14 protein-coding genes are annotated in these 18,232 nt (G+C 60.7%); 3 read left to right on the top strand and 11 right to left on the bottom strand.

What is annotated here, in order from left to right; genetic code table 11:
• Positions 1 to 116 precede the first annotated feature (116 nt).
• The 4 genes from ONB52_07275 to ONB52_07260 form a co-directional block, all read right to left on the bottom strand.
• Positions 117 to 1,844, bottom strand: coding sequence for an SLC13 family permease (locus tag ONB52_07275; GenBank protein ID MDZ7415949.1), 1,728 nt, complete (start codon positions 1,842 to 1,844; stop codon positions 117 to 119).
• 42 nt (positions 1,845 to 1,886) lie between these two features.
• The gene (locus ONB52_07270; protein MDZ7415948.1) at positions 1,887 to 4,088 is read right to left on the bottom strand and encodes a carbohydrate binding family 9 domain-containing protein; all 2,202 of its coding nucleotides are present in this window, start codon (positions 4,086 to 4,088) and stop codon (positions 1,887 to 1,889) included.
• Positions 4,089 to 5,434: 1,346 nt separating this feature from the next.
• Positions 5,435 to 6,613: a tetratricopeptide repeat protein gene (locus ONB52_07265; GenBank protein MDZ7415947.1), complete on the bottom strand. Its 1,179-nt coding sequence runs from the start codon at positions 6,611 to 6,613 to the stop codon at positions 5,435 to 5,437.
• 100 nt (positions 6,614 to 6,713) lie between these two features.
• Positions 6,714 to 7,367, bottom strand: a complete 654-nt coding sequence (locus ONB52_07260) for a hypothetical protein (protein MDZ7415946.1) — start codon at positions 7,365 to 7,367, stop codon at positions 6,714 to 6,716.
• A gap of 79 nt (positions 7,368 to 7,446) precedes the next feature.
• On the opposite strand from ONB52_07260, the gene ONB52_07255 reads away from it, so the two are divergent.
• Positions 7,447 to 7,629, top strand: a complete 183-nt coding sequence (locus tag ONB52_07255) for a hypothetical protein (protein ID MDZ7415945.1) — start codon at positions 7,447 to 7,449, stop codon at positions 7,627 to 7,629.
• Positions 7,630 to 7,707: 78 nt separating this feature from the next.
• Here ONB52_07255 and ONB52_07250 read toward each other — a convergent pair whose 3' ends face one another.
• From ONB52_07250 to ONB52_07220, 7 genes are all read right to left on the bottom strand, one after another.
• Entirely contained in the window at positions 7,708 to 9,114 is a 1,407-nt protein-coding gene (locus ONB52_07250) for a sigma-54 dependent transcriptional regulator (GenBank protein ID MDZ7415944.1), read from the bottom strand.
• A 67-nt stretch (positions 9,115 to 9,181) separates the two neighbouring features.
• Positions 9,182 to 10,822, bottom strand: a complete 1,641-nt coding sequence (locus ONB52_07245) for a peptide-binding protein (GenBank protein MDZ7415943.1) — start codon at positions 10,820 to 10,822, stop codon at positions 9,182 to 9,184.
• A gap of 44 nt (positions 10,823 to 10,866) precedes the next feature.
• Positions 10,867 to 11,904 (bottom strand): ABC transporter ATP-binding protein, encoded by a 1,038-nt coding sequence (locus ONB52_07240; protein ID MDZ7415942.1) that lies wholly within the window; start codon positions 11,902 to 11,904, stop codon positions 10,867 to 10,869.
• A gap of 62 nt (positions 11,905 to 11,966) precedes the next feature.
• On the bottom strand, positions 11,967 to 12,758 hold the full coding sequence (locus ONB52_07235) for an ABC transporter permease (GenBank protein ID MDZ7415941.1): 792 nt from the start codon (positions 12,756 to 12,758) through the stop codon (positions 11,967 to 11,969).
• 18 nt (positions 12,759 to 12,776) lie between these two features.
• Entirely contained in the window at positions 12,777 to 13,739 is a 963-nt protein-coding gene (locus tag ONB52_07230) for an ABC transporter permease (protein MDZ7415940.1), read from the bottom strand.
• A gap of 279 nt (positions 13,740 to 14,018) precedes the next feature.
• On the bottom strand, positions 14,019 to 14,984 hold the full coding sequence (locus ONB52_07225; protein ID MDZ7415939.1) for a phosphatase PAP2 family protein: 966 nt from the start codon (positions 14,982 to 14,984) through the stop codon (positions 14,019 to 14,021).
• Positions 14,985 to 15,023: 39 nt separating this feature from the next.
• On the bottom strand, positions 15,024 to 15,326 hold the full coding sequence (locus tag ONB52_07220) for a YlxR family protein (GenBank protein ID MDZ7415938.1): 303 nt from the start codon (positions 15,324 to 15,326) through the stop codon (positions 15,024 to 15,026).
• A 433-nt stretch (positions 15,327 to 15,759) separates the two neighbouring features.
• On the opposite strand from ONB52_07220, the gene ONB52_07215 reads away from it, so the two are divergent.
• Together ONB52_07215 and ONB52_07210 are read left to right on the top strand one after the other, a co-directional pair.
• Positions 15,760 to 16,719: a rhomboid family intramembrane serine protease gene (locus ONB52_07215; protein MDZ7415937.1), complete on the top strand. Its 960-nt coding sequence runs from the start codon at positions 15,760 to 15,762 to the stop codon at positions 16,717 to 16,719.
• A 61-nt stretch (positions 16,720 to 16,780) separates the two neighbouring features.
• Entirely contained in the window at positions 16,781 to 18,223 is a 1,443-nt protein-coding gene (locus ONB52_07210) for an N-acetylmuramoyl-L-alanine amidase (GenBank protein MDZ7415936.1), read from the top strand.
• The last annotated feature ends 9 nt before the right edge of the window (positions 18,224 to 18,232 follow it).

Raw genomic sequence — 18,232 nt, 5'->3', positions numbered from 1 at the left:
CACCGGTTGCGACGGCACCATTGTGGTCTTTCATCCGCAGGTTGTCGCATGCAAGCCAAAACACACCACCATCAAATTTCCGCTGCGGGGTGAGCAGCGGGGCCAGCCCGCCAGCCTCAGGGAATCATGCGCAGCGGCGCAGTGGAAGACATTGCTGATCCATAGGGCAAAAAGGGTGTGTTGGCAACGCGGGTGGAATCGCCCCGGGTGACCATCGCTGCCAGAGGCGGTTGTCCGAGTTGCAACATTGCCGTTTCCACGTGTGCCTGCACACGGCCATGGCGTTGCTCGCGAATGGCGGGCAAGCCGGTTTGTTGTTGCCACGTGGGTGAGGGAGGGGTTGTCAGCGGATCGCGCTTCAGACTGAGCCCCATCATCGGCCACACCCCCAGCGCAAAGACGAGCAGCAACACCAGGTGCAGCGGCAGGAGCACACTGCTGAGTTTGAGCAAATCACGCGGCTGGTAGGTGGTGCCGTCGAGTTGGCAGAACATCGCCACGGGCTTGGCGCTGGTGGGCAGCGTCAGACAGAAAGCGGCGGCGGCCGTGGCAAGAAAAGCCAGAGTGGTGGGGTTGTAACCCAGGGACAGGGCGAGCAGCACCACCGGTGGAATCAACACCGAGGTGCGCGCGATGCGCGAAGTGATCAGCAGATGTGAAAGCAGGGCCAGGGTGGCGATTGCGGCGGTGACGATCAGAGTGGAGCTGAGGTCGCTGTCCCGCAAGAGTGTGAACAGCGTCTTGACCAGCCAGGCCGCACCACCTGATTCCACCAGTGCCTCCCCCAGTTCGAGGGTGGCCGCCATGAACAGCAACAACGTCCAGTTCACGCCTTTGACCCCTTCTTTGAAGGAGATCACGCCCAGCCCCGGCATGGTGACGGCCAGAGCACCGAGAATGGCAACGATGGTGCTGTTCAGGCCGTGCAGGGATTCCGTCATCCACAACACGATCACGACCGCGCCGATGAGCAAGACCTGCCATTCCCGGCGGGAGAAATGCCCGCTGCGGGTGGTGGCAGGGTGGCCGTTTTTATCCGGCGGCAGAGCCAGCCGGCCGAGGGCCAGCGCCTGCCGGCGTTCCGCGGGGGTGAGAAACAAATGCAGAATCACCCAGGTCGAAGCGAAGCAACTCACCAGCGCGAAGGGCAGGCCGAGCAGCAGCCAGCGGCTGAAACTGAAGTGGTCGCCGCTCATGCGCCACAGGATTTCGGCGGTCACCAAATTGGCGCCCGCGCCAATCAGCGAGGCGATGGCGGAAAGCTCGATGATGGTGGGGAACAACAACGCCAGCGCCACCACGATGCGGCGGTTGGGCAGGGCACTGCTGAGGGCGGCGAAAACCGGCACCATCAAAGCCGCGCGGCCGGAGGTCGCGGGGATCAGGAAGGCGGTGAGCAGCAACACAGCGGTCAGGAGGTAAAAAAGCTGGCTCACCGAGCGGGCACCGGCCGCCACTCTGGCGGTCAGCCGCCGGGACAAACCGGAAGTGGTCACCGCGGCCGCGATCACAAACGAGGACAGCAGCAGCCAGATGGTGGAATCGCCGAGAGTCTCGAAGAATTCATTGGGCTCATCGATGCCGGCGGCGCTGAAAACCAGCGCCGCCGCGAGCGCAATGTAGGTGTCATCAATATCGGTGCCGACCCAGCCGATCACAGCCAGGCCGAAGGTGATGAACGCGATGCGGGCATGCACACTCAAATCGGGCAGCCCCCACCAGATGGCGGCGGCCACCGATACCGCCATCAACATCAGCAAAGCTTGCCGCCAGGGAATTTGACGGATCGCAGACAGCGGCGCCACTCCCACCTTGATCTCCTGATTGAAGGTCAATGCTTTCACAAGAACAGCCTCCTTTCTATTCCATCATTTGTTGCGCTCGACTTATTTTGCCAGCGCTGTGCGCTGCTTTTCCGGCTGGCGTGTTTGCGGGGGCGCAAAATACCAGACCAGTTTGGTCAGCACGGTGGTGTTGGTCTCCTGCCAAACCCGGGGGGCGGTATCCACACCGTGGTTGACGACGAAGAAGAAATCGGCACCCGGCCGCGGCAGCCACTGCAGGCGAAAATTCAGCAGCAGCGCCTCATCGTCGTTGTTCCACTGGGTGAACACTGCGCCGAACAGGCGTGGGTTGAAGGCGAAATCAGCGCGTGCACCGGCTTCCTGCAGGCGAAAGCGACCTGCCGGCAGTGTGATCAGATTGCTTTGATAATCGAAACTGAGATTACAGAAGCGGTTCAAAGCCCAGCTCAGGGTGCCCCCCCATTCTGTGCGCCGGCCGTTGTAAAAGTCACCCCAGTCCAGCGTGAACCGCGCCACCAGCGGCCGGCCGGGGAAAGTTTCGCCCTCGACTTCATAACGGGTGAACCAGTAGCGCCCCGCCGGCACAGCCAGATCCTTGACCACCGTGAAAGCCTCGGGCAATTGTTCCGCGAAGCGTTGCACGTTGAATTTGAAGCGTTCGCGGCTGCGGGTGGAAAAGCCCAGCGGCCGGAATTCCAGCAGCAGCGATTGCAGCGCGCCACTGGCGTCATCACGGTAGTAATCCATGTCCAACGGCTTGAATTCGAGCTGGCGCAACCACGGCAGCGCCGGCACCTGCCAGCGTGGATTGAACTCGAATTCCGTGGACAGCAGGCGATACCCCTTGCGCCGCAGAAAGCCGACCTCCGGGTTGAAGTCCGTCCCGGCACGTTCCCACTCCACTTCCAACTCGAGCAAATCGTTGGGGTAGGTGAGGAACATGCGCTGCGCACTGCCAAACTTGTCGGCGCCATTGCCGGCACGCGTCACCGCCGCTGCCAAGCCGGCCTGCAGATTGCGATTCCCCATAAATTCGGAGGTTGTGAACAGATAATCCCCGCCCAGCATGCCATTGAAATGATCGCGCTGCACCCGCGTGGTGGCGATGGTGCCGAGGCTGGAGTGCCGGCCAACCTCCTGCTGCCAGCGCAGCACGGCGAAATTCGCAGCAGCAATCGTATCACGCGCAGCGGTTTGCACAATCATCCCGCCCAGCGTCCTGGCTCCGGACTTGCCCAGCAGCCGCAAGCCACCGACCACCGGCACGGGAGCGCCATCTTCGGCCAGACCGATGCGCCGGCTGTAGAACGGTTGAATGTTTCCGCCCCAGCCACCGTCAAACACCTCACGGCTTTCCAGGAAAAATTTTCGTTTCTCGGGAAATTTCAGGGAAAAGCGGGTGAGATTGACCTGGGCGCGATCAGATTCCACTTGCGCAAAATCCGGATGGAGCGTGGCGCTCAAGTGCAGCGCCGGGGTAAATTGGTAATCGAGGTCGCTGCCCATTGCCAGCACCGTGCGTCGCTCCCGGCCGCGAATCTGCTCCACTCCCGCCAGCGAATAGGGTCGGAGTTGCCACGCTGCCGTCGCGGGCAGGCCTTTGAGATTGCTCAGACGGCCCGCGCGTGCCACCTGCTGAATGGTGGCATCCGCTGACCAGCCCTGCCAGACCACCTGCTCGCGCTTGCGCCGGATGTTGCGCTCGAAATTCACCCCCCACACCGAACGGCTGGTATCAAATTTCAGGGTGGTGAAGGGAATGGCGATCTCGGCATACCAGCCGGCGCGTCCCACCTGCACTTCCGCCTGCCACACCCCGTCCCAGTCGCAATTCGCCTGCTTGCCATTGCCGCTGAGGCGGGCATCAGCCATTGCGCCATTGGGGTTGACGGCGAAGAGATAGCCATTGCGGTCGTCATCATAGGTGTCGATGATCACGATGAAATTGTCATCGACATCATAGTCAAAGTCGCGCTGCATCTTCTGCGCGGTGAGTTGCGCCGGCTGCCGGTCATGGCACCAGATGCCGAAGTAAAGCATCCGGCCATCGTGCAGAATGGCGACTTCAGTTTTTTCACTCGCCGGCTTGCCGTTGTTCGGCTCCCGCTGAATGAAGCGATGCAATCGCCGGGATTTTTGCCAGGCTTTCTCGCGCAATCGTCCATCCACGGTTATTGGTGTGGTGATCCGCTGCGCTGCAATTTGCGGCAGGATGCCGCGACTTTGTGCCGCGGTCTCGCCTGCCAGCAGCAACATCACGCTGATAAAAATTTTAGTTTTCATGCCCCGGTTCCTCGCAAGCGCAATGCCATAGCCTCTCCATGCCGTCACCATTGTCATAAAGGCTTTCGCCACAAATGCTTGATGCGTAAACACACGATTATGAGATGATCAAGCACATGTAATCCCGCGGCATCAAAACATGGCCTCTTGATCGCCGGCTGGCAACGTCTCATGTCCACGGTCAGCACCGCCCGGGTGGCAACAAAACGGCGTGCACTGGTCGATCACCGCTTTCAGCGAAACCACAAGGTCATGAAATGTGGCCATCACTCGTGCCTTTGCCTGCCGGCAAGACGGGCGGCCCGGGCAGTCATATCTCACTTTCTTTCTCCTCGCACAAAAAGGAGCTGCCGGCCAATTCTGTCGCGTCATTTTCACGGCCATTGGGATTTTGCGGAAGCATGCTTCATCCCTGCCATGGACAAGCGGCGCTTTGCTGGAATGGCCGTCACTGCAGAGCGGAAGGTCGCATCACACCAAATCGGAGTGCCTGCTTGATGAGAGAGTCGGGAGGCGATTGCAGGTTTTGTTTGGAAACAGAAGCGATTGCCCGCGGCCTCGCATGCACCGCCGGCCGGGGTATCATGCAAGAGCAGCAGTGGAGAAGAGGAACGAAAGTGGTGAAAGCAGGGAAGTCAGCCGGAGGTTCAATTCACCGTCACTACATTGCTTTCGCAAAGTTGACTGCGCCGCGGGAGAATGAACACCTTTTCCGGTTATTCCTACAGGAATCATCCTGAACAGGACGGAGTCATCCGCCAGTGGCAAAGTATGCTGGTATGAGGGCAGAGGCTTGCTGTGCGCCGGACAGGCAACGAGGCTTGCCGATGGCGGGAGGCACCACCCTCGCAATGATTGACCCGGCTGAATTTTCCCCGGGCCTGATGCTTTTGCCGGCCCTGGTCATCGTTGTGGCGGGAGGTGTGGCATGCCCTCCCCGCTTCGATGGAGCCATGAAGAGTCGCGCTGGCCACACAGCACCAAGGAGAAGGCTGACCATCGAAGCGAGCGGGGCATATTCACACTGTCAAGCACACTGCAACGCTGCCGGGGGAGAGATGGCGAAGCCGGACCACACACGGGGAGATGGCTGGGGAAGGCCATGGCCGTGGCGTCCGGCTTCACTTTCTTTGGGTTGGGTGGCTTGCTGTCCGTATTGCAGTCCGCGCAGCGAATGTGCCGTCGCAGGTGGTTTTTGGTGCAGGAATGTGCGGCGCCTCCTCAAGCTCGCGATTCCTGTTGACCGCGTGCGCAAGACACCGCTATTGGCTGGCCGGAGGGCGGCCTGCGCGGGGCCAAAGCAGAGCGACGCCGGTCGCATTCCTGCATAAGAATGGCGGACCGGCTCATGCCCAGGCCGCCATCTCTTCTTTGATCCTGGCGATCTCGATGGTGGCCTCCACCTTTTGGAAGAGCGCAAGAGCCTGCTCGTATTGCTCGCGAGCCAGCGTCGCCGGCCCCTTGAGCTGCAGCATGCGGGCATATTCCCAGCGCGCTTCGGCCTCGCCCAGCGGGTGATGGTATTGCAGGGCGAGACGGATGCTGCGCTCGAAATAGGATTTCGCCCGTGCCCAGGCACGCTTGCGGGTGTTGATGATACCGAGAAATTTGCAGGCGTCGGCCTCGCCGAGGTGATCATGCAACTGCTGATAAGTCTGCAAAACTTGCCGGCACAACTCCTCCGCGAAGGGCAGGTCGCCGATGGCGAGGTAAAGCTCAACGCGATTGAGCCGCACCGAAGTCTGCAAATGCAGGTCGCCGGCTTGTTGCGCCAGGCGAAAACTCTTCTCGTAATAGATGCTCGCCTGCGGCCAGTCGCCATGATCGGCGTAACTCATTGCCAGGTTGTGATAGGTGCTGGCCATGCTGCCGAGATCGCCGGTGGTTTCAAAGCGCGGCAGGCTCTCACTGTAGCTGGCGAGTGCTTCCTGCCAGCGCCCCTGCACATTGGCGAGCGCGCCGCGGTTGTTGAAGATCACCGCGACCAGGTTGTGGGCGTGAACCTTTTCAGCCAACTCCAGCGCGGTTTCCCATCGGGCCGCGGCCTGTTCGAAATCGCCCTGCTCGAAGGCAATGATCCCCAGGGTGTTGTGGGCATGGGCCTCCGCGCTCTCGTCGCCGCTTTGCTGCGCCAGAGCCAGACTTTGCTCACACGCCTGCACCGCCTCCTGCCAGCGGTTCTGCCTGGAGAGAACGTTGCTGATCCAGCGCAGCGCGGTGATTTGCTGCGGCAGAAAATGCAGCCGGGCCGCCAGCAGCTCCGCACGCCGATAGGCCGCGAGCGCCTGCTCCCACGCCCCGAGATTTTCATAGGCCCGACCGGCATACAATTGAAAATCGATTTCCCGCGGGGTGTCAGAGAGGTCGGCGTGACGTTCACTCAGCACGGCGATGGCACGCTGCAAGCAGGCCTGACGCTGCCCGATCTGCTCGTCTTTCAGCAAAGAGGTGAGCAGGGCTTGCAATTCCTCCAGAAGCACACGCCAGCCTCCTGGCAGCGGTTGCGCGGCTTCGAGCCAGCTCATGATCTGCTCCCAGTAAACATCAGCATTTGCCGGCGGCATCTTGCGCCTCGTTGGCGATTGCTTGCCTGCCATCACGCCTCCAGCCTCCCCGTCCGCGTTGTCACTTACGGATCAATGCGTAGCGTGAAAAATGATCGGTATAGCCGATAACCACCATGTTCACGGTATCCACCTGCGTGGGGATGGCTTCGTAATGCGGTCCTGCCGGGTTGTAGTAATAGACCTGCAACATGGCCGGGTTTACACCGGTCAGATCGGCGTTGCGATAACTGAACACCAGGTTCACCGGCACATTGAACTGTGTGCCATGCGGGCCGAGATCGAACATCAGCGTATCGGAGAGCGGCACGGCAAAAGTCAGTTCAGTCGGGGTCTCAAGCGCTCCTGCGGGTACTTCGAGACGATGGGCCGCATGTGGCAACACGCCACCTTCCGGCCCGATCACGCGCCGGCTCACACCCTCCTCCGCAGGATCGCGGCGCGCAACCAGCAAAAAATCCAGATCATCATCGTCCTCTTCCCCGCTCTGCTGACTTGCGCTGCTGTCGTCATCATCACTGTCATCATCATCTTCTTCATTGCCGTTGCTCGGCGGCGGATTGCGTTGCTCCACCTGCACCTCCGCACTTGCTCCCTGTTGCGGCTTGGCGGCATCGGGAGTGGTGGGTGACGACAGATTGCAGCCACCGAGCGTGAGCAGCGCAAGGGCGGCCAACAGGACAATCAGCAGGCTGTAAATTCTGTGGTGGTTCATTGGTTTCTCCTTGGTGAGAGATGAAACAATCCAGAAGCAATTTTGCCGACTCTTCGTGGTGCTGCCACTTGCAAGGAAGATGCCATTCCACCTGCCCGCCACCGGTATTTCTATTGTCATTCTGCCGCCCTCTGAACGGGCACGGCAATTCCTGATCTCACAAGGGCATACCGCCACCCCCATCCTGCCGGAGTTCTGGCGTGCAAAAAATGGCAGGCTGATTCCCCCCAACTTTACATTGTCGAATGGTTACAAAACATGACCGGCGGGCATGAGCAGTGGCAACGTTTCGATGCCGCCGTTCCGCGTTGACTGCCGGGTGGCCGGTCGGCCAGCTCACTCATTCCTGGTTTTCGCTTTCGGGGTGGGGCGGCTGCAGTCGATATTTTTGAATCTTGCGTGCCAGACGCGGCCGGGAAATTTTAAAGAGACGGCTGGTGCGGCGGCGATTCCAGCCCATTTTTTCCAACACGGCCTGCAGCACTTGTTTTTCGATTTCATCGAAATGGATGCCGTCGGGCGGAATTTCGATTTTCACCACCGTGGTTTCCGCGCTCTTGGAGGTCAACATCGGGGTTTCGGATTCGATGGCGCGTTCCAGGGCGGTACGGGTGACGAACCGGCCCTCTCCCAAGAGCACGATGCGCTCGATGGTGTGCTGCAATTCCCGGATGTTGCCGGGCCAGGGATATTCGCGCAACAAGGCCTCGGCCTCGCTGGTGAAATCCGACAGCAGGCTGTCATATTCCCGCGCATAATGGGCGAGAAAATGGCGTGCCAGAATCAGGACGTCATCGCCGCGTTCCCGCAGGGGCGGCAACGAGACGGTGATGACATTGAGCCGATAATACAAATCCTGGCGAAACTGGCCGTCACGAATGGCAGCCTGCAGGTCGCGATTGGTGGCGGCGATGATGCGGGTGTTGACCTGAATGTCTTCCGTGCCGCCCAGGCGGCGGATTTTTTTTTCCTCCACCGCCTTGAGCAGCTTGACCTGCACCTGTGGGCTGATCTCACCGATTTCATCCAGAAACAGGGTGCCGTTTTCCGCCAGCTCGAAGAGGCCGCGTTTGCGGGTTTTGGCGTCGGTGAAGGCGCCCTTTTCATAACCGAACAGTTCGGCCTCCAGCAGGTTTTCCGGAATGGCGCTGCAGTTGATTTCGACGAACGGCTGGCTGGGGGTGGAGGAATTGTAGTGAATGGTGCGTGCAATCAACTCTTTGCCGGTGCCGGTTTCGCCGCGCAACAAAACCGTCACCCATTTGCGCTGAATGATGCGGTGCAGCAGGTCGAGCACTTCCCCCATCGCCGCGCTGTTGCCGATAATCCTGCTGAAATCATGCGATTCCTGCTGGCGGGCGTGCAGGTTTTCCGCCTGTTGCTGTTCGCGTCGGCGTTCGGCCAGCCTGGCCAGTTCGTTTTGCAGACGGCCGGGTTCTTCGCGGAGGTGAATAAAATCGTGACAACCGGCGCGCAGCGCGGACATCGCCAGCCGCAGGGGTCCCTGGCGCATCACGCCGATGACATGGGCCTGCCCGGCTTCCGCCAAAATGGTTTTGAGCAGCGGCAGGGGCGGGGAGGGGGGCGAATCGAAGTCGAGCACCACGGCATGGGGCTGCTCCTGCCGCACGAGCGTCTGCACCGCCTCGGCGGTGTCCGCACGGATCATCTTCATAGCGGCCACGCCGAGCAGGAGTTCGATCAAACTGTCATCCGTGCCGCAGTAGAGTATTTTGCCTTCTTGCAATCGTTCACTCCATCGAGTCTGTCGCGGTTGGCTGATCCGCCGGTTAAAGCCTGGCGCTGCCAGCCGGCTATTCCACCCGCCACTGGCGCACGTTTGCCAGCCAGCCGCGCACATCCATGTTCAGGTTGTGCACGCGGGAATGGGCAGCCGCCAGTCTTTCCTCGATAAACAGGAAGGTATAGGGACAATCTTCGAGGATCAGGCGCTGGAACTCCCGCCACAGCGGCATGGCATGACGACGATCCGGCAGGGCGCGGGCCTGCTGCAACAGCGAGTCCACCCGCGCATTCCGATAGGAAATCAAATTGTACCCCAGTGTGATGGCTTGGGAATGCCAAAGCGGCGCGGGATTGACGGCAAAGTCGGCTTCCCACGCGGCCAGCAGGGCATCGAAATCCCGTTGCGCCATCACTTGTTGCAGCAGCCGCGGCCAGCCCACCGCTTCAACTTTCACCCGCACGCCGATTTTGCGCAGTTGGGCCTGAACCATCACCGCCACATCCCGGCGCAGCGGGTTGTCCGCATTGGTGATCAAGGTGAACTCCAATTTTTGCCCCTGGCGCTCCAGCACGCTGTCACCGTCGCTGTCGTGCCAGCCTTCCTGCCGCAACAGATTCCGTGCCAGTTGCGGGTCAAAGGGCAAATCGTGCAAGTCATGATCATAGGCCCAGGCATACGGAGGCAGCGGCCCCACGGCGGGCCGGGCATGGCCGGCAAGCAAGGTCGTGATGATTTCCTGTTTATTGATGGCATGCGTCAGGGCCTGGCGGAGGGGACGGCTGAACAGCGGCCGGGCATTGTTCCAGGCGATGAATGTATAGCTGCGGCCGGGATAGCGAATCATTTGCAGCTTCACCCGCTGTGGCTGCCCGGTCCGTCGTTGCGCCTGCCCGGCGAGCTGCTGAAACGCGGCGGGCGAGAGCCCGGGCGCAACATCGATTTGGCCGGTCAACAACGCTGTCACCAGCGCCGTTTCGTCCGGGATGATTTGAAAAATCAGACGGTCGAGCGCCGGCCGACCCGGCGCAAATTTCTCATTGGCGACAAAAATCAAGTGCTGATTGGCGCGCCACTCCAGCAGGCGGAAAGGGCCATTGCCAATTGGCCGGCGATTGAATTCGCAGGTGGCGAGCTGCTCACGGGGAAGATGGGCGAGCAGGTGGCGCGGCAAAATCGGCATTTGCGTATCGAACAGGGCATCCGCGTAGGGACGTTTAAAATGAAAACGCACGGTGTAATCGTCGGGCACGCTGACGGCGGTGGTCAGCTCGAAGCGGCTGTGTGCCGGGTAGGCGACTGTGCTGTCGACCGCCAGCTCGTACGTGAAGCGGACGTCGTGCGCCGTGGTGGGCACGCCATCGCTCCAGAAAATATCACGGCGCAGCCGGAAGGTGAGCAGGGTGTCGCCGGCATCGAATTCCCAGGACTCGGCCAGTTGCGGCGCAAACTGCAGATTGGCATCGAGCGTGGTCAGGCTGAGAAACAACAGGTATTGAATGGCCTGCACCGCATCGGCATCCGCGGCATTCAATTCATTGAGCGAGTCAAAATCGCCACTGAGACCGACCACCACGGTGCCGGGACGCGGAGCGTGCCCGCGGCCGCCGCAGGACAACAGAATCAGCAGGCCCAGTGCGCTGACCAGCAGCGGTGCCGCCCGGCACAGAGTTCGACGACCAATGGCAATCACAACGCACGCATTTTTCATATGGCTTTGGCAACTTGAATCTCGAGCAGGAAGGCAGTGTTTCTTCATTGCGAGACCGGGGCATCATCCGTGGCATAACGCAGGCAGCGCACCAACCGTGTCGCCGCCGCTGTGATGGCAGGCGGCACCTGCTCGCGGCAAATTTCCTGTTGCAGCGGGCAACGGGGATGAAACGTGCAGCCCACCGGCAAAGCAGTCAAGTCCGGCACCGTGCCATGCAAAGGCCGCAAATCCTGCTGATCGCTGCCGGCAGGCCGCGGCAGACGGGGCATGGCAGCCAGCAACGCGGCGGTATAGGGGTGCAGAGGAGTGGCGAACAAGGCGGTGGCCGGTGCTTCCTCCACGATTTGACCGGCATACATCACGGCAACGCGGTCCGCCATTTCCGCCACCACGCCCAAATCATGGGTGATCAGCAGCAGCGCAAGCTGCAGCTCGGCCTTGAGCTGCCGCAACAGCGCCAGAATCTGACTTTGCACCGAGACATCGAGCGCTGAGGTGGGTTCATCGGCCACCAGCAGCGACGGCCGGCCGGCCAGGGCAATCGCAATCAGCACGCGCTGCCGCTGCCCGCCACTGAGTTGATGGGGAAAGCTGTTGTAGAGCCGTTCGACATTGGACAGTTGCACTCTTTCCAGAAGCGCCAGTGCCTGCTGTTTGCTGCGGCGGGCAGTCTCGCGAAAATGCCGACGGATGACCTCGGCAACTTGCTCACCCACCCGCATCACCGGGTTGAGTGCGCTGGCGGGATCCTGAAAGACCAGCCCCATCTCGCGCCCGCGCACTGCCGTCATTTCCCGCTCGCTGAGAGTGAGCAGGTCTCTCCCGCGCAAAATGATTTTGCCCGCCACAATGCGCCCCGGGGGTGGCAGCAAACGAAAAATCGACCAGGCCAGCGTGGTTTTGCCGCAGCCCGACTCGCCCACCAGGGCCAGCGTCTCGCCGGGATGCAGGCACAAATCCACGCCATTGACTGCCGGCAGCGTTTTACCGGCGAGCACATAATGCGTTTGCAAACCACTGAGCTGCAGCAGCGGCGCGTTGCTTTGCCCGGGGTTTTGCCGGGGAGAAAGAAGGACCATAGAAGGAGTCTTCCGGTTGCTGACCGGCGCAAGCGACAACGCCGGCTGGCAAATTGGGTGTTTCAGCGGGAGTGCAGGCTCTCACCGATCCAATGCAGGCTCAACACAGTCAGCACAATGGCGAGGCCGGGAAAGATACTGACCCACCAGGCGGTGGCCATCACGGCCTTGCCATCGTGCAGAATCGTGCCCCAACTCGCGGTTGGCGGCTGGGCGCCCAAACCCAAAAAGCTGAGCGCGGATTCCGCCAGGAGGACGTCCGCGCTGCGCAGAATGGCAGCCGCCAGCAAAGTAGCAAAGAGGTTGGGCAATAAATGATGAAACAAAATGCGCCGGCGCGGCAGCCCGGTGGCACGTGCCTTGAAAATAAAGGGCTGCTGCTTGAGCGTCAGCACCTGAGCCCGGACCAGGCGGGCGATGTCCATCCAACTGCCGAGGATCAGAATCAGCACCAGCCAGTGCAGGCCGCCGCCCACCACCGCCAGCAGGGTGATGACCAGAAAGAACAGCGGTACCGACAACAGAATGTCGACCACATCCATCAGCACGCGATCCACCCATCCGCCGGCATATCCCGCCACCGCGCCGTACAAACCACCGAGGCAAATCGCGCCTGCCGTGGCGGCCAGGGCGATGAATAGCGAGAGCCGGCCGCCATGCACCACCCGGCTGAAGACATCGCGGCCAAGCTGATCCGTGCCCAGCCAGTGTCGTGTGGAAGGCGGCGCATGCGGCGTGACAAGTGCGGGAATGGCTTCCGGCGGGTGCGGGGTCAGCCATGGCGCAAACAGCGAAGGCAGCAGCACCAGCGCCAGCAGGACCAGCCCAAACTGAAACTGTCGTTTGTTTTTCACGTTGGCTTCCGGACAACCTTATGAGCGGGCCCGCGGGTCAACCACGGGATAAAGCAAATCAGCCAGCAAATTGCCCAGCACGACCATGACACCGGCGAACAAATTGACCGCAAAAATCACGTCATCATCACCATTGAAATAGGCTTCATAGGCGAGGCGTCCCATGCCCGGCCAGGCAAAAATCACTTCGATCACGAACACGCCGCTGAACAACAGCGGCAGATGCAATCCTGCCAGGGTCACCACCGGCAACAATGCGTTGGGCAGCGCGTGGCGCAGCATGACGTGCCGCTTCGACAAACCCTTGGCGAGTGCCAGCCGGATATAGTCCTGCTGCAAGACCTGCTGCATGTGCGCCTGGACGTAACGTGCCGTGAGGGCGGCGCCGGTGATGCCCAAAACGGTCACCGGCAAAACCAGATGTTGCAAGCGGTCGCCCAGCCGCTGCCAAAAGCCGGCGGCACTCCCTTGCAATGAACTCATTTGCCCGGGTGGCAGCCACTCCAGCTCGATGCTGAAAATGCGGATGAACACCAACGCCAGCCAAAAGACCGGCAGCGCGTGCACCACCACGCTCAGAGCGCGCAACAGGCTGCCGCCCAGACGATCGTCGAGCAAGCCACTGCCCAGGCCCCACAAGCAACCCAGCCCGAAGTGGAGCAGCAGGGCGAGGCCGGCAAGTTGCAAAGTCGCCGGCATCGCTTCCGCGAGCAACTCACTCACCGGGCGGTGTTGCAGCGTGGAATAACCGAGATCGCCCTTGAACAGGCGGCTGCCCCAGTCCCGCAAGTGCGTGAGGAAGGGCTTTTCGCTGGCCCGCTGTGCCTGCAGCCGTTCCAGACTCTCGCGGCTGCTGCCCGGCCCCCAATGGCGATGAGCCGGATCTACCGGATGGATTCGGATCAGACAAAAATTCAACAGCGCCAAACCGGTCAACAGCACGGCGACATGCCCCAGACGCTGACGAAACTGCTTCAGCATGACCTCCTGCCGCGGTTTGATTGCATGGTTCCCTGTTGCTTGGTGTGGGTGCGAATGGCAAGGCCCTGGTCGCAGACCAGCATCGCAGCCGGCGCGGAGCGCGACACCTGAGTGCATTTTTTTATGCTGAAGAATGCCTGTCCGCTCCGTGCCGTGGCCAGCATCTGCGCCGGCGGTGCCATGATCCGGCTGTTGCCGAAGACATTCCGTGCGAGCCGTGCTCCCTGCAGCATGACAGACCCTGCAGCTCACTTGCTGCAGCGAAATGCGGCGAAATTGTCAGACTGTCATCTGTTGCAAGGACGCCCGGGGAAGCGGCACGGCCTGAGCCTGCACTGTCTGATGCCGGCGGTTTTCGCGGCGGCTCATCACGGCCTCAATCACGACCGCCACCAGCACACCACCGAAGGCATCGAGCACGTAGTGATATTGAATGACGAAAATGGACAGGGAAAGCAGCACCACCAGCGGCAGAATGGTCCAGAACAATTTTCGGAAGCTTTTGCGGAGCGTCAGCAACATGGTCCAGGCGGCAGCCACGTGGGAGCTGGGAAAGGCGGCACCCACCACCGAGCCCTTGCTCTGAATGAACAAAATCGCGCGATAAAACCAGCCGCCGGCAAAGAGCAGGTCGTGATCGAGATTGAGCACGTGATGCGGGCCGCGGGCGGGCAGCAGCAGAAAGCAGGCATAGCAGGTGTACATCACCAGGCAGAGGCGGTTCATCACCGCCTGGAAGGCGGGAGCGGTGGGTGCGCCATTGCGGCCCGGCCTGAGCGCCGCGTAGTGCACGGCTGCCACCGCCGGGATCAACAAGTAGTAGCTCCAATAGGCAAAAGAAAAAACTTCCGTGGTCACGCGATCGAGATGTTGCGAAAAAAATTCCCAGGGGTGCCGCTGCCAGAACCAAAAATCACTGCGCAGCAGGAAGGGCTCCAGCCAAAAGGGAAGGAAGAGCGTGACCAGGCGGCCGACCGTGCTGAAAAAGAAGGTGAACAGCAGCATCGGATACCAATCGCGCAACCAGCGCACACCGGCCGGCAGGCGATGCTGAGATCGCACCAGCGCAAGGATGCCGGCAATGAGCAGGGGATGAGCCACGGCGATCACCGGCCACAAGTGCACATGCTTGCCGGAGAGCAAAATCAACAGCGGCACGAGAACGAGATAGCCCAGGGTCAGCTTGTCGAACAGCAACAAGCGCTGTCGCCAGAAATCGTGAAAACGCGAGATGCGATTTGGCATGAAAGCAACCGTGGTTCAAAAGACTGTCGGTGGTTCGGATCAATCCGTGGTGGCGGCCATCTGCCGCACGAAAGCAATGACCTGCTGATAAATGGCCGGGGGCACCTCCCGGCGAAAGCCGTGATGCAGGCCCTTGCGGCGCAGCAACAGCTCGGCACAGGCCACCGTCGGGCACAGGTAGGCACCGCGGCCGGGCAGTTTCTGGCGGGGGTCAATAACAAAATGGCCACTGCTCTGCAGACTGATGCGCAACAGCGCGGCTTTTGCCCGTTTGCGGCCACAGGCCAGACACGTGCGCTGCGGCGTTGACGCCTGTGCAGCGGGGTCAGCCCAAACACTCACACGCAGACCCTGTATGCGCAACAAGAGTTTGACGGAGAAAAAACATGGACTGACGATAGCATGATTTCATCAAAAAATCAATGTCGAACGTAATCTCTCAGTAACGGGTGGGGTAGCGCAGGCATCCCCGCCTGCAGACAAGATGTCCGCGCCACGTCGTCACTGATAACTGAGGCCTGACGCCGCAGCCAATGTTGTGCTTGACTTTTAGGGGATGGTTTCATAATATCGCGCGGCAATTTCGGCCATGTCTGATTGATTTTTCACGCGTTTGCCGCCATCCCAATCTCATCGGCAAGCATCACCCTGCTTGTGAATCATGGCTGAATTTCGGCTGCTTCGCCGCCCGCCGGCTACGCGATTCCCGGCCGCTGCCTGTAGAACTAAAGACCTGGTCGTAAGCTAACCCCTTTTCCGGTCTCGAAAAAAAAACATGAGCATCTACGGGCAATCCCATCGTTTTGGCATCGGTTCCGCCTGGACGCCGGCGGTCAAAACGTTGATTCTTGCCAATATTGTCTGCTTCGTGCTGCAGAATCTCGTTGACCTGATTTTCAAGGTCGATTATCTGCAGGCCTGGTTTGCGCTTTCCCCGCTGGCCAGCGTGGCGCAACCGGCCCAGCTTGCCTTTCGCGAGGATTTTGCGATATGGCAGCTCTTTACCTATATGTTTCTGCACGGTGACATCTGGCATATTCTTTTCAACATGCTGGTGTTGTGGATGTTCGGCTGCGAGCTGGAACGTTTCTGGGGCACCAGGGAATTCCTTCGCTACTATTTTCTCTGCGGTGTGGGCGCCGGCGTGGTGCACTTGCTGCTTAATTTCAACTCGGCGATTCCGGTGCTGGGTGCTTCCGGCGCAATCTTCGGCGTGCTCGCCGCCTTTGGCCTGACCTTCCCGGATATGATCATCACCTTCCTGCTGTTCTTCATTCTGCCGGTGCAGCTCCGCGCCAAGTATCTGGTTATGATCGTGGCGGCGATTGCGCTCTATCTGGGCGTGCGTGGCCCGGCCGACGGGGTGGCCCACTTTGCGCACCTGGGCGGCATGCTGGTAGGATTCTTGTACCTCAAAGTGAATTGGCCGTGGAAAAACGCCGGCCGGCGCAACTTCGATTACCTCACGTACACGCCGCCCGGCAGCACTTCGCCGGGATTCTCTGCCAGAATTTCTGCCTGGTTCAAGCGCCGCGCCGAAGCCCGCCGGCGGAGGGCGATCGTGCGGCGCCGCCAGGATGAGATGCACCTGCGCGAAAGGGTCGACGCCATTTTGGACAAAATTAATGAAGTTGGATTCGACAACCTTACTCCCGAAGAGAAACAAATTCTCAAACGGGCCAGCCAGTCGCTCAACCAGGAAAACATCCGCACGCAAGATTTCGGCCCCAATTGATCCCCGCCTGCCCCGCCCGTGGCCTGCCGGAGTGAAGCGTGCGCCCGCGGGCGTTCTGCTCTTGCTCCTGTTGCTGAATGTTCTCCTGCTGTCCAGGGTTTGGTCACAGACTGGCGCGCTGCCATTCACCCTCATCAAACTGCCGGAAAGTGGCGACGTGGAGTTCGTCGCACTCGGTGAGCTGGCCGACTATCTGCAGGTGCGCACTTTTTACAGCGAAAAAGCACGCAAAGTCATCCTCTATGTCGGCGCAACGGAGATCAAAGTCACCGCCTTCAATCCCTTCGTGCAAGTGGGCGGCCGCACCGTGCAACTGCCGGTGGAGACCGGCTATGCCGAGAACGACATTCTCGTGCCGCTGCATTATTTTGCCAGCGTCATCCGGCCGCTTTATCCCCGCCCCTGGCCGGCACTCCTGGGCGGCGGCGCCACGGAGGAGACCTTCCGCGCCAATCTCACCGAAATTGCCGTGGAGGAAAAGGCCAACGGCACGCTCATCCGCATCACAGCGACACAACCGTTTGCGCGCAAACACCTGAGCACACGGATCAGCAACGGCTGGTTGTATGTGGATATTGTCGGCGGCCGTGTCGCCCCCGGCGCCGTCCGGCCGCTGACTGGCAGCGGTGTGATTCGGAGTATCGCGCCGGTGCAGGCGGGGGAGGTGGCGCAACTCTCCTTTCAACTGTCGCAGGAGATCGATCCGCAGCGCATCACCATCGGCGGCCAGGGCAACCAGATACTGGTCTCGCTGCCCACCCAGGAGGTCGTGCCCTCCACGGTGTTGCGCAATCTGGAAACGGTGCGGCAAAAGTGGCGGATTGATACCATTGTGCTTGATCCCGGGCATGGCGGCCGCGATCCCGGCGCCATGGCGAGCGACGGCACACGGGAGAAGGACATCACGCTGCAGGTGGCCAAACGCCTGAAGCACCTGATCGAGGAGAAGCTCGGCCTGCAGGTGGTGATGACGCGCGAGTCCGACGTTTATGTCAGCCTGACCCAGCGCACCTCGCTGGCCAACGCCGCGGCGGGCAAGCTCTTCATCAGTCTGCATTGCAACGCCAACCGCAGCCGGCGCGTGAACGGCACCACCACCTATTTTCTCGGCCCCGCCAAAACTGACGAAGCGCTGGAAGTCGCCCTGCTGGAGAACTCGGTGGTGAAGTATGACACCGATGCCCCTGCCGATGCCCAGAGCGAAGAGGATTTCATTTTGACGGCGATGGCGCAGAATGCCTTCAACCACGAAAGCGAGGACCTGGCTGCCATCATTCAGGAGGAAATGAGCCTGGCTGTCGGCCTGCCCGATCGCGGCGTCCAGCAAGCCGGTTTTCGTGTGCTGGTGGGCGCTTCCATGCCCAACGTGCTGGTGGAGATGGCCTTCATCTCCAACCCCAGAGAGGCGCGCTTGCTGCGCGATGCCGCGATGCAGGAGCGCATGGCACACGCAATCATGAACAGCATCAAGCGTTTCAAGGAGAAGTACGAAACCGGCTCCTGAGCACCGTCC

Source organism: candidate division KSB1 bacterium (assembly GCA_034506255.1).
In the GTDB taxonomy this organism is placed as follows: Bacteria; Zhuqueibacterota; Zhuqueibacteria; order Zhuqueibacterales; family Zhuqueibacteraceae; genus Coneutiohabitans; species Coneutiohabitans thermophilus.
This window is presented reverse-complemented; position numbering and strand designations above follow the sequence as displayed.

Excerpts from the sequence above, each read along its gene's own strand:
- ONB52_07215 (MDZ7415937.1), top strand. The coding sequence starts at position 15,760 with ATGAGCATCTACGGGCAATCCCATCGTTTTGGCATCGGTTCCGCCTGG.
- ONB52_07255 (MDZ7415945.1), top strand. The coding sequence starts at position 7,447 with ATGCCATTCCACCTGCCCGCCACCGGTATTTCTATTGTCATTCTGCCG.
- ONB52_07265 (MDZ7415947.1), bottom strand. The coding sequence starts at position 6,613 with ATGAGCTGGCTCGAAGCCGCGCAACCGCTGCCAGGAGGCTGGCGTGTG.
- ONB52_07260 (MDZ7415946.1), bottom strand. The coding sequence starts at position 7,367 with ATGAACCACCACAGAATTTACAGCCTGCTGATTGTCCTGTTGGCCGCC.
- ONB52_07245 (MDZ7415943.1), bottom strand. The coding sequence starts at position 10,822 with ATGAAAAATGCGTGCGTTGTGATTGCCATTGGTCGTCGAACTCTGTGC.
- ONB52_07240 (MDZ7415942.1), bottom strand. The coding sequence starts at position 11,904 with ATGGTCCTTCTTTCTCCCCGGCAAAACCCCGGGCAAAGCAACGCGCCG.
- ONB52_07270 (MDZ7415948.1), bottom strand. The coding sequence starts at position 4,088 with ATGAAAACTAAAATTTTTATCAGCGTGATGTTGCTGCTGGCAGGCGAG.
- ONB52_07230 (MDZ7415940.1), bottom strand. The coding sequence starts at position 13,739 with ATGCTGAAGCAGTTTCGTCAGCGTCTGGGGCATGTCGCCGTGCTGTTG.
- ONB52_07225 (MDZ7415939.1), bottom strand. The coding sequence starts at position 14,984 with ATGCCAAATCGCATCTCGCGTTTTCACGATTTCTGGCGACAGCGCTTG.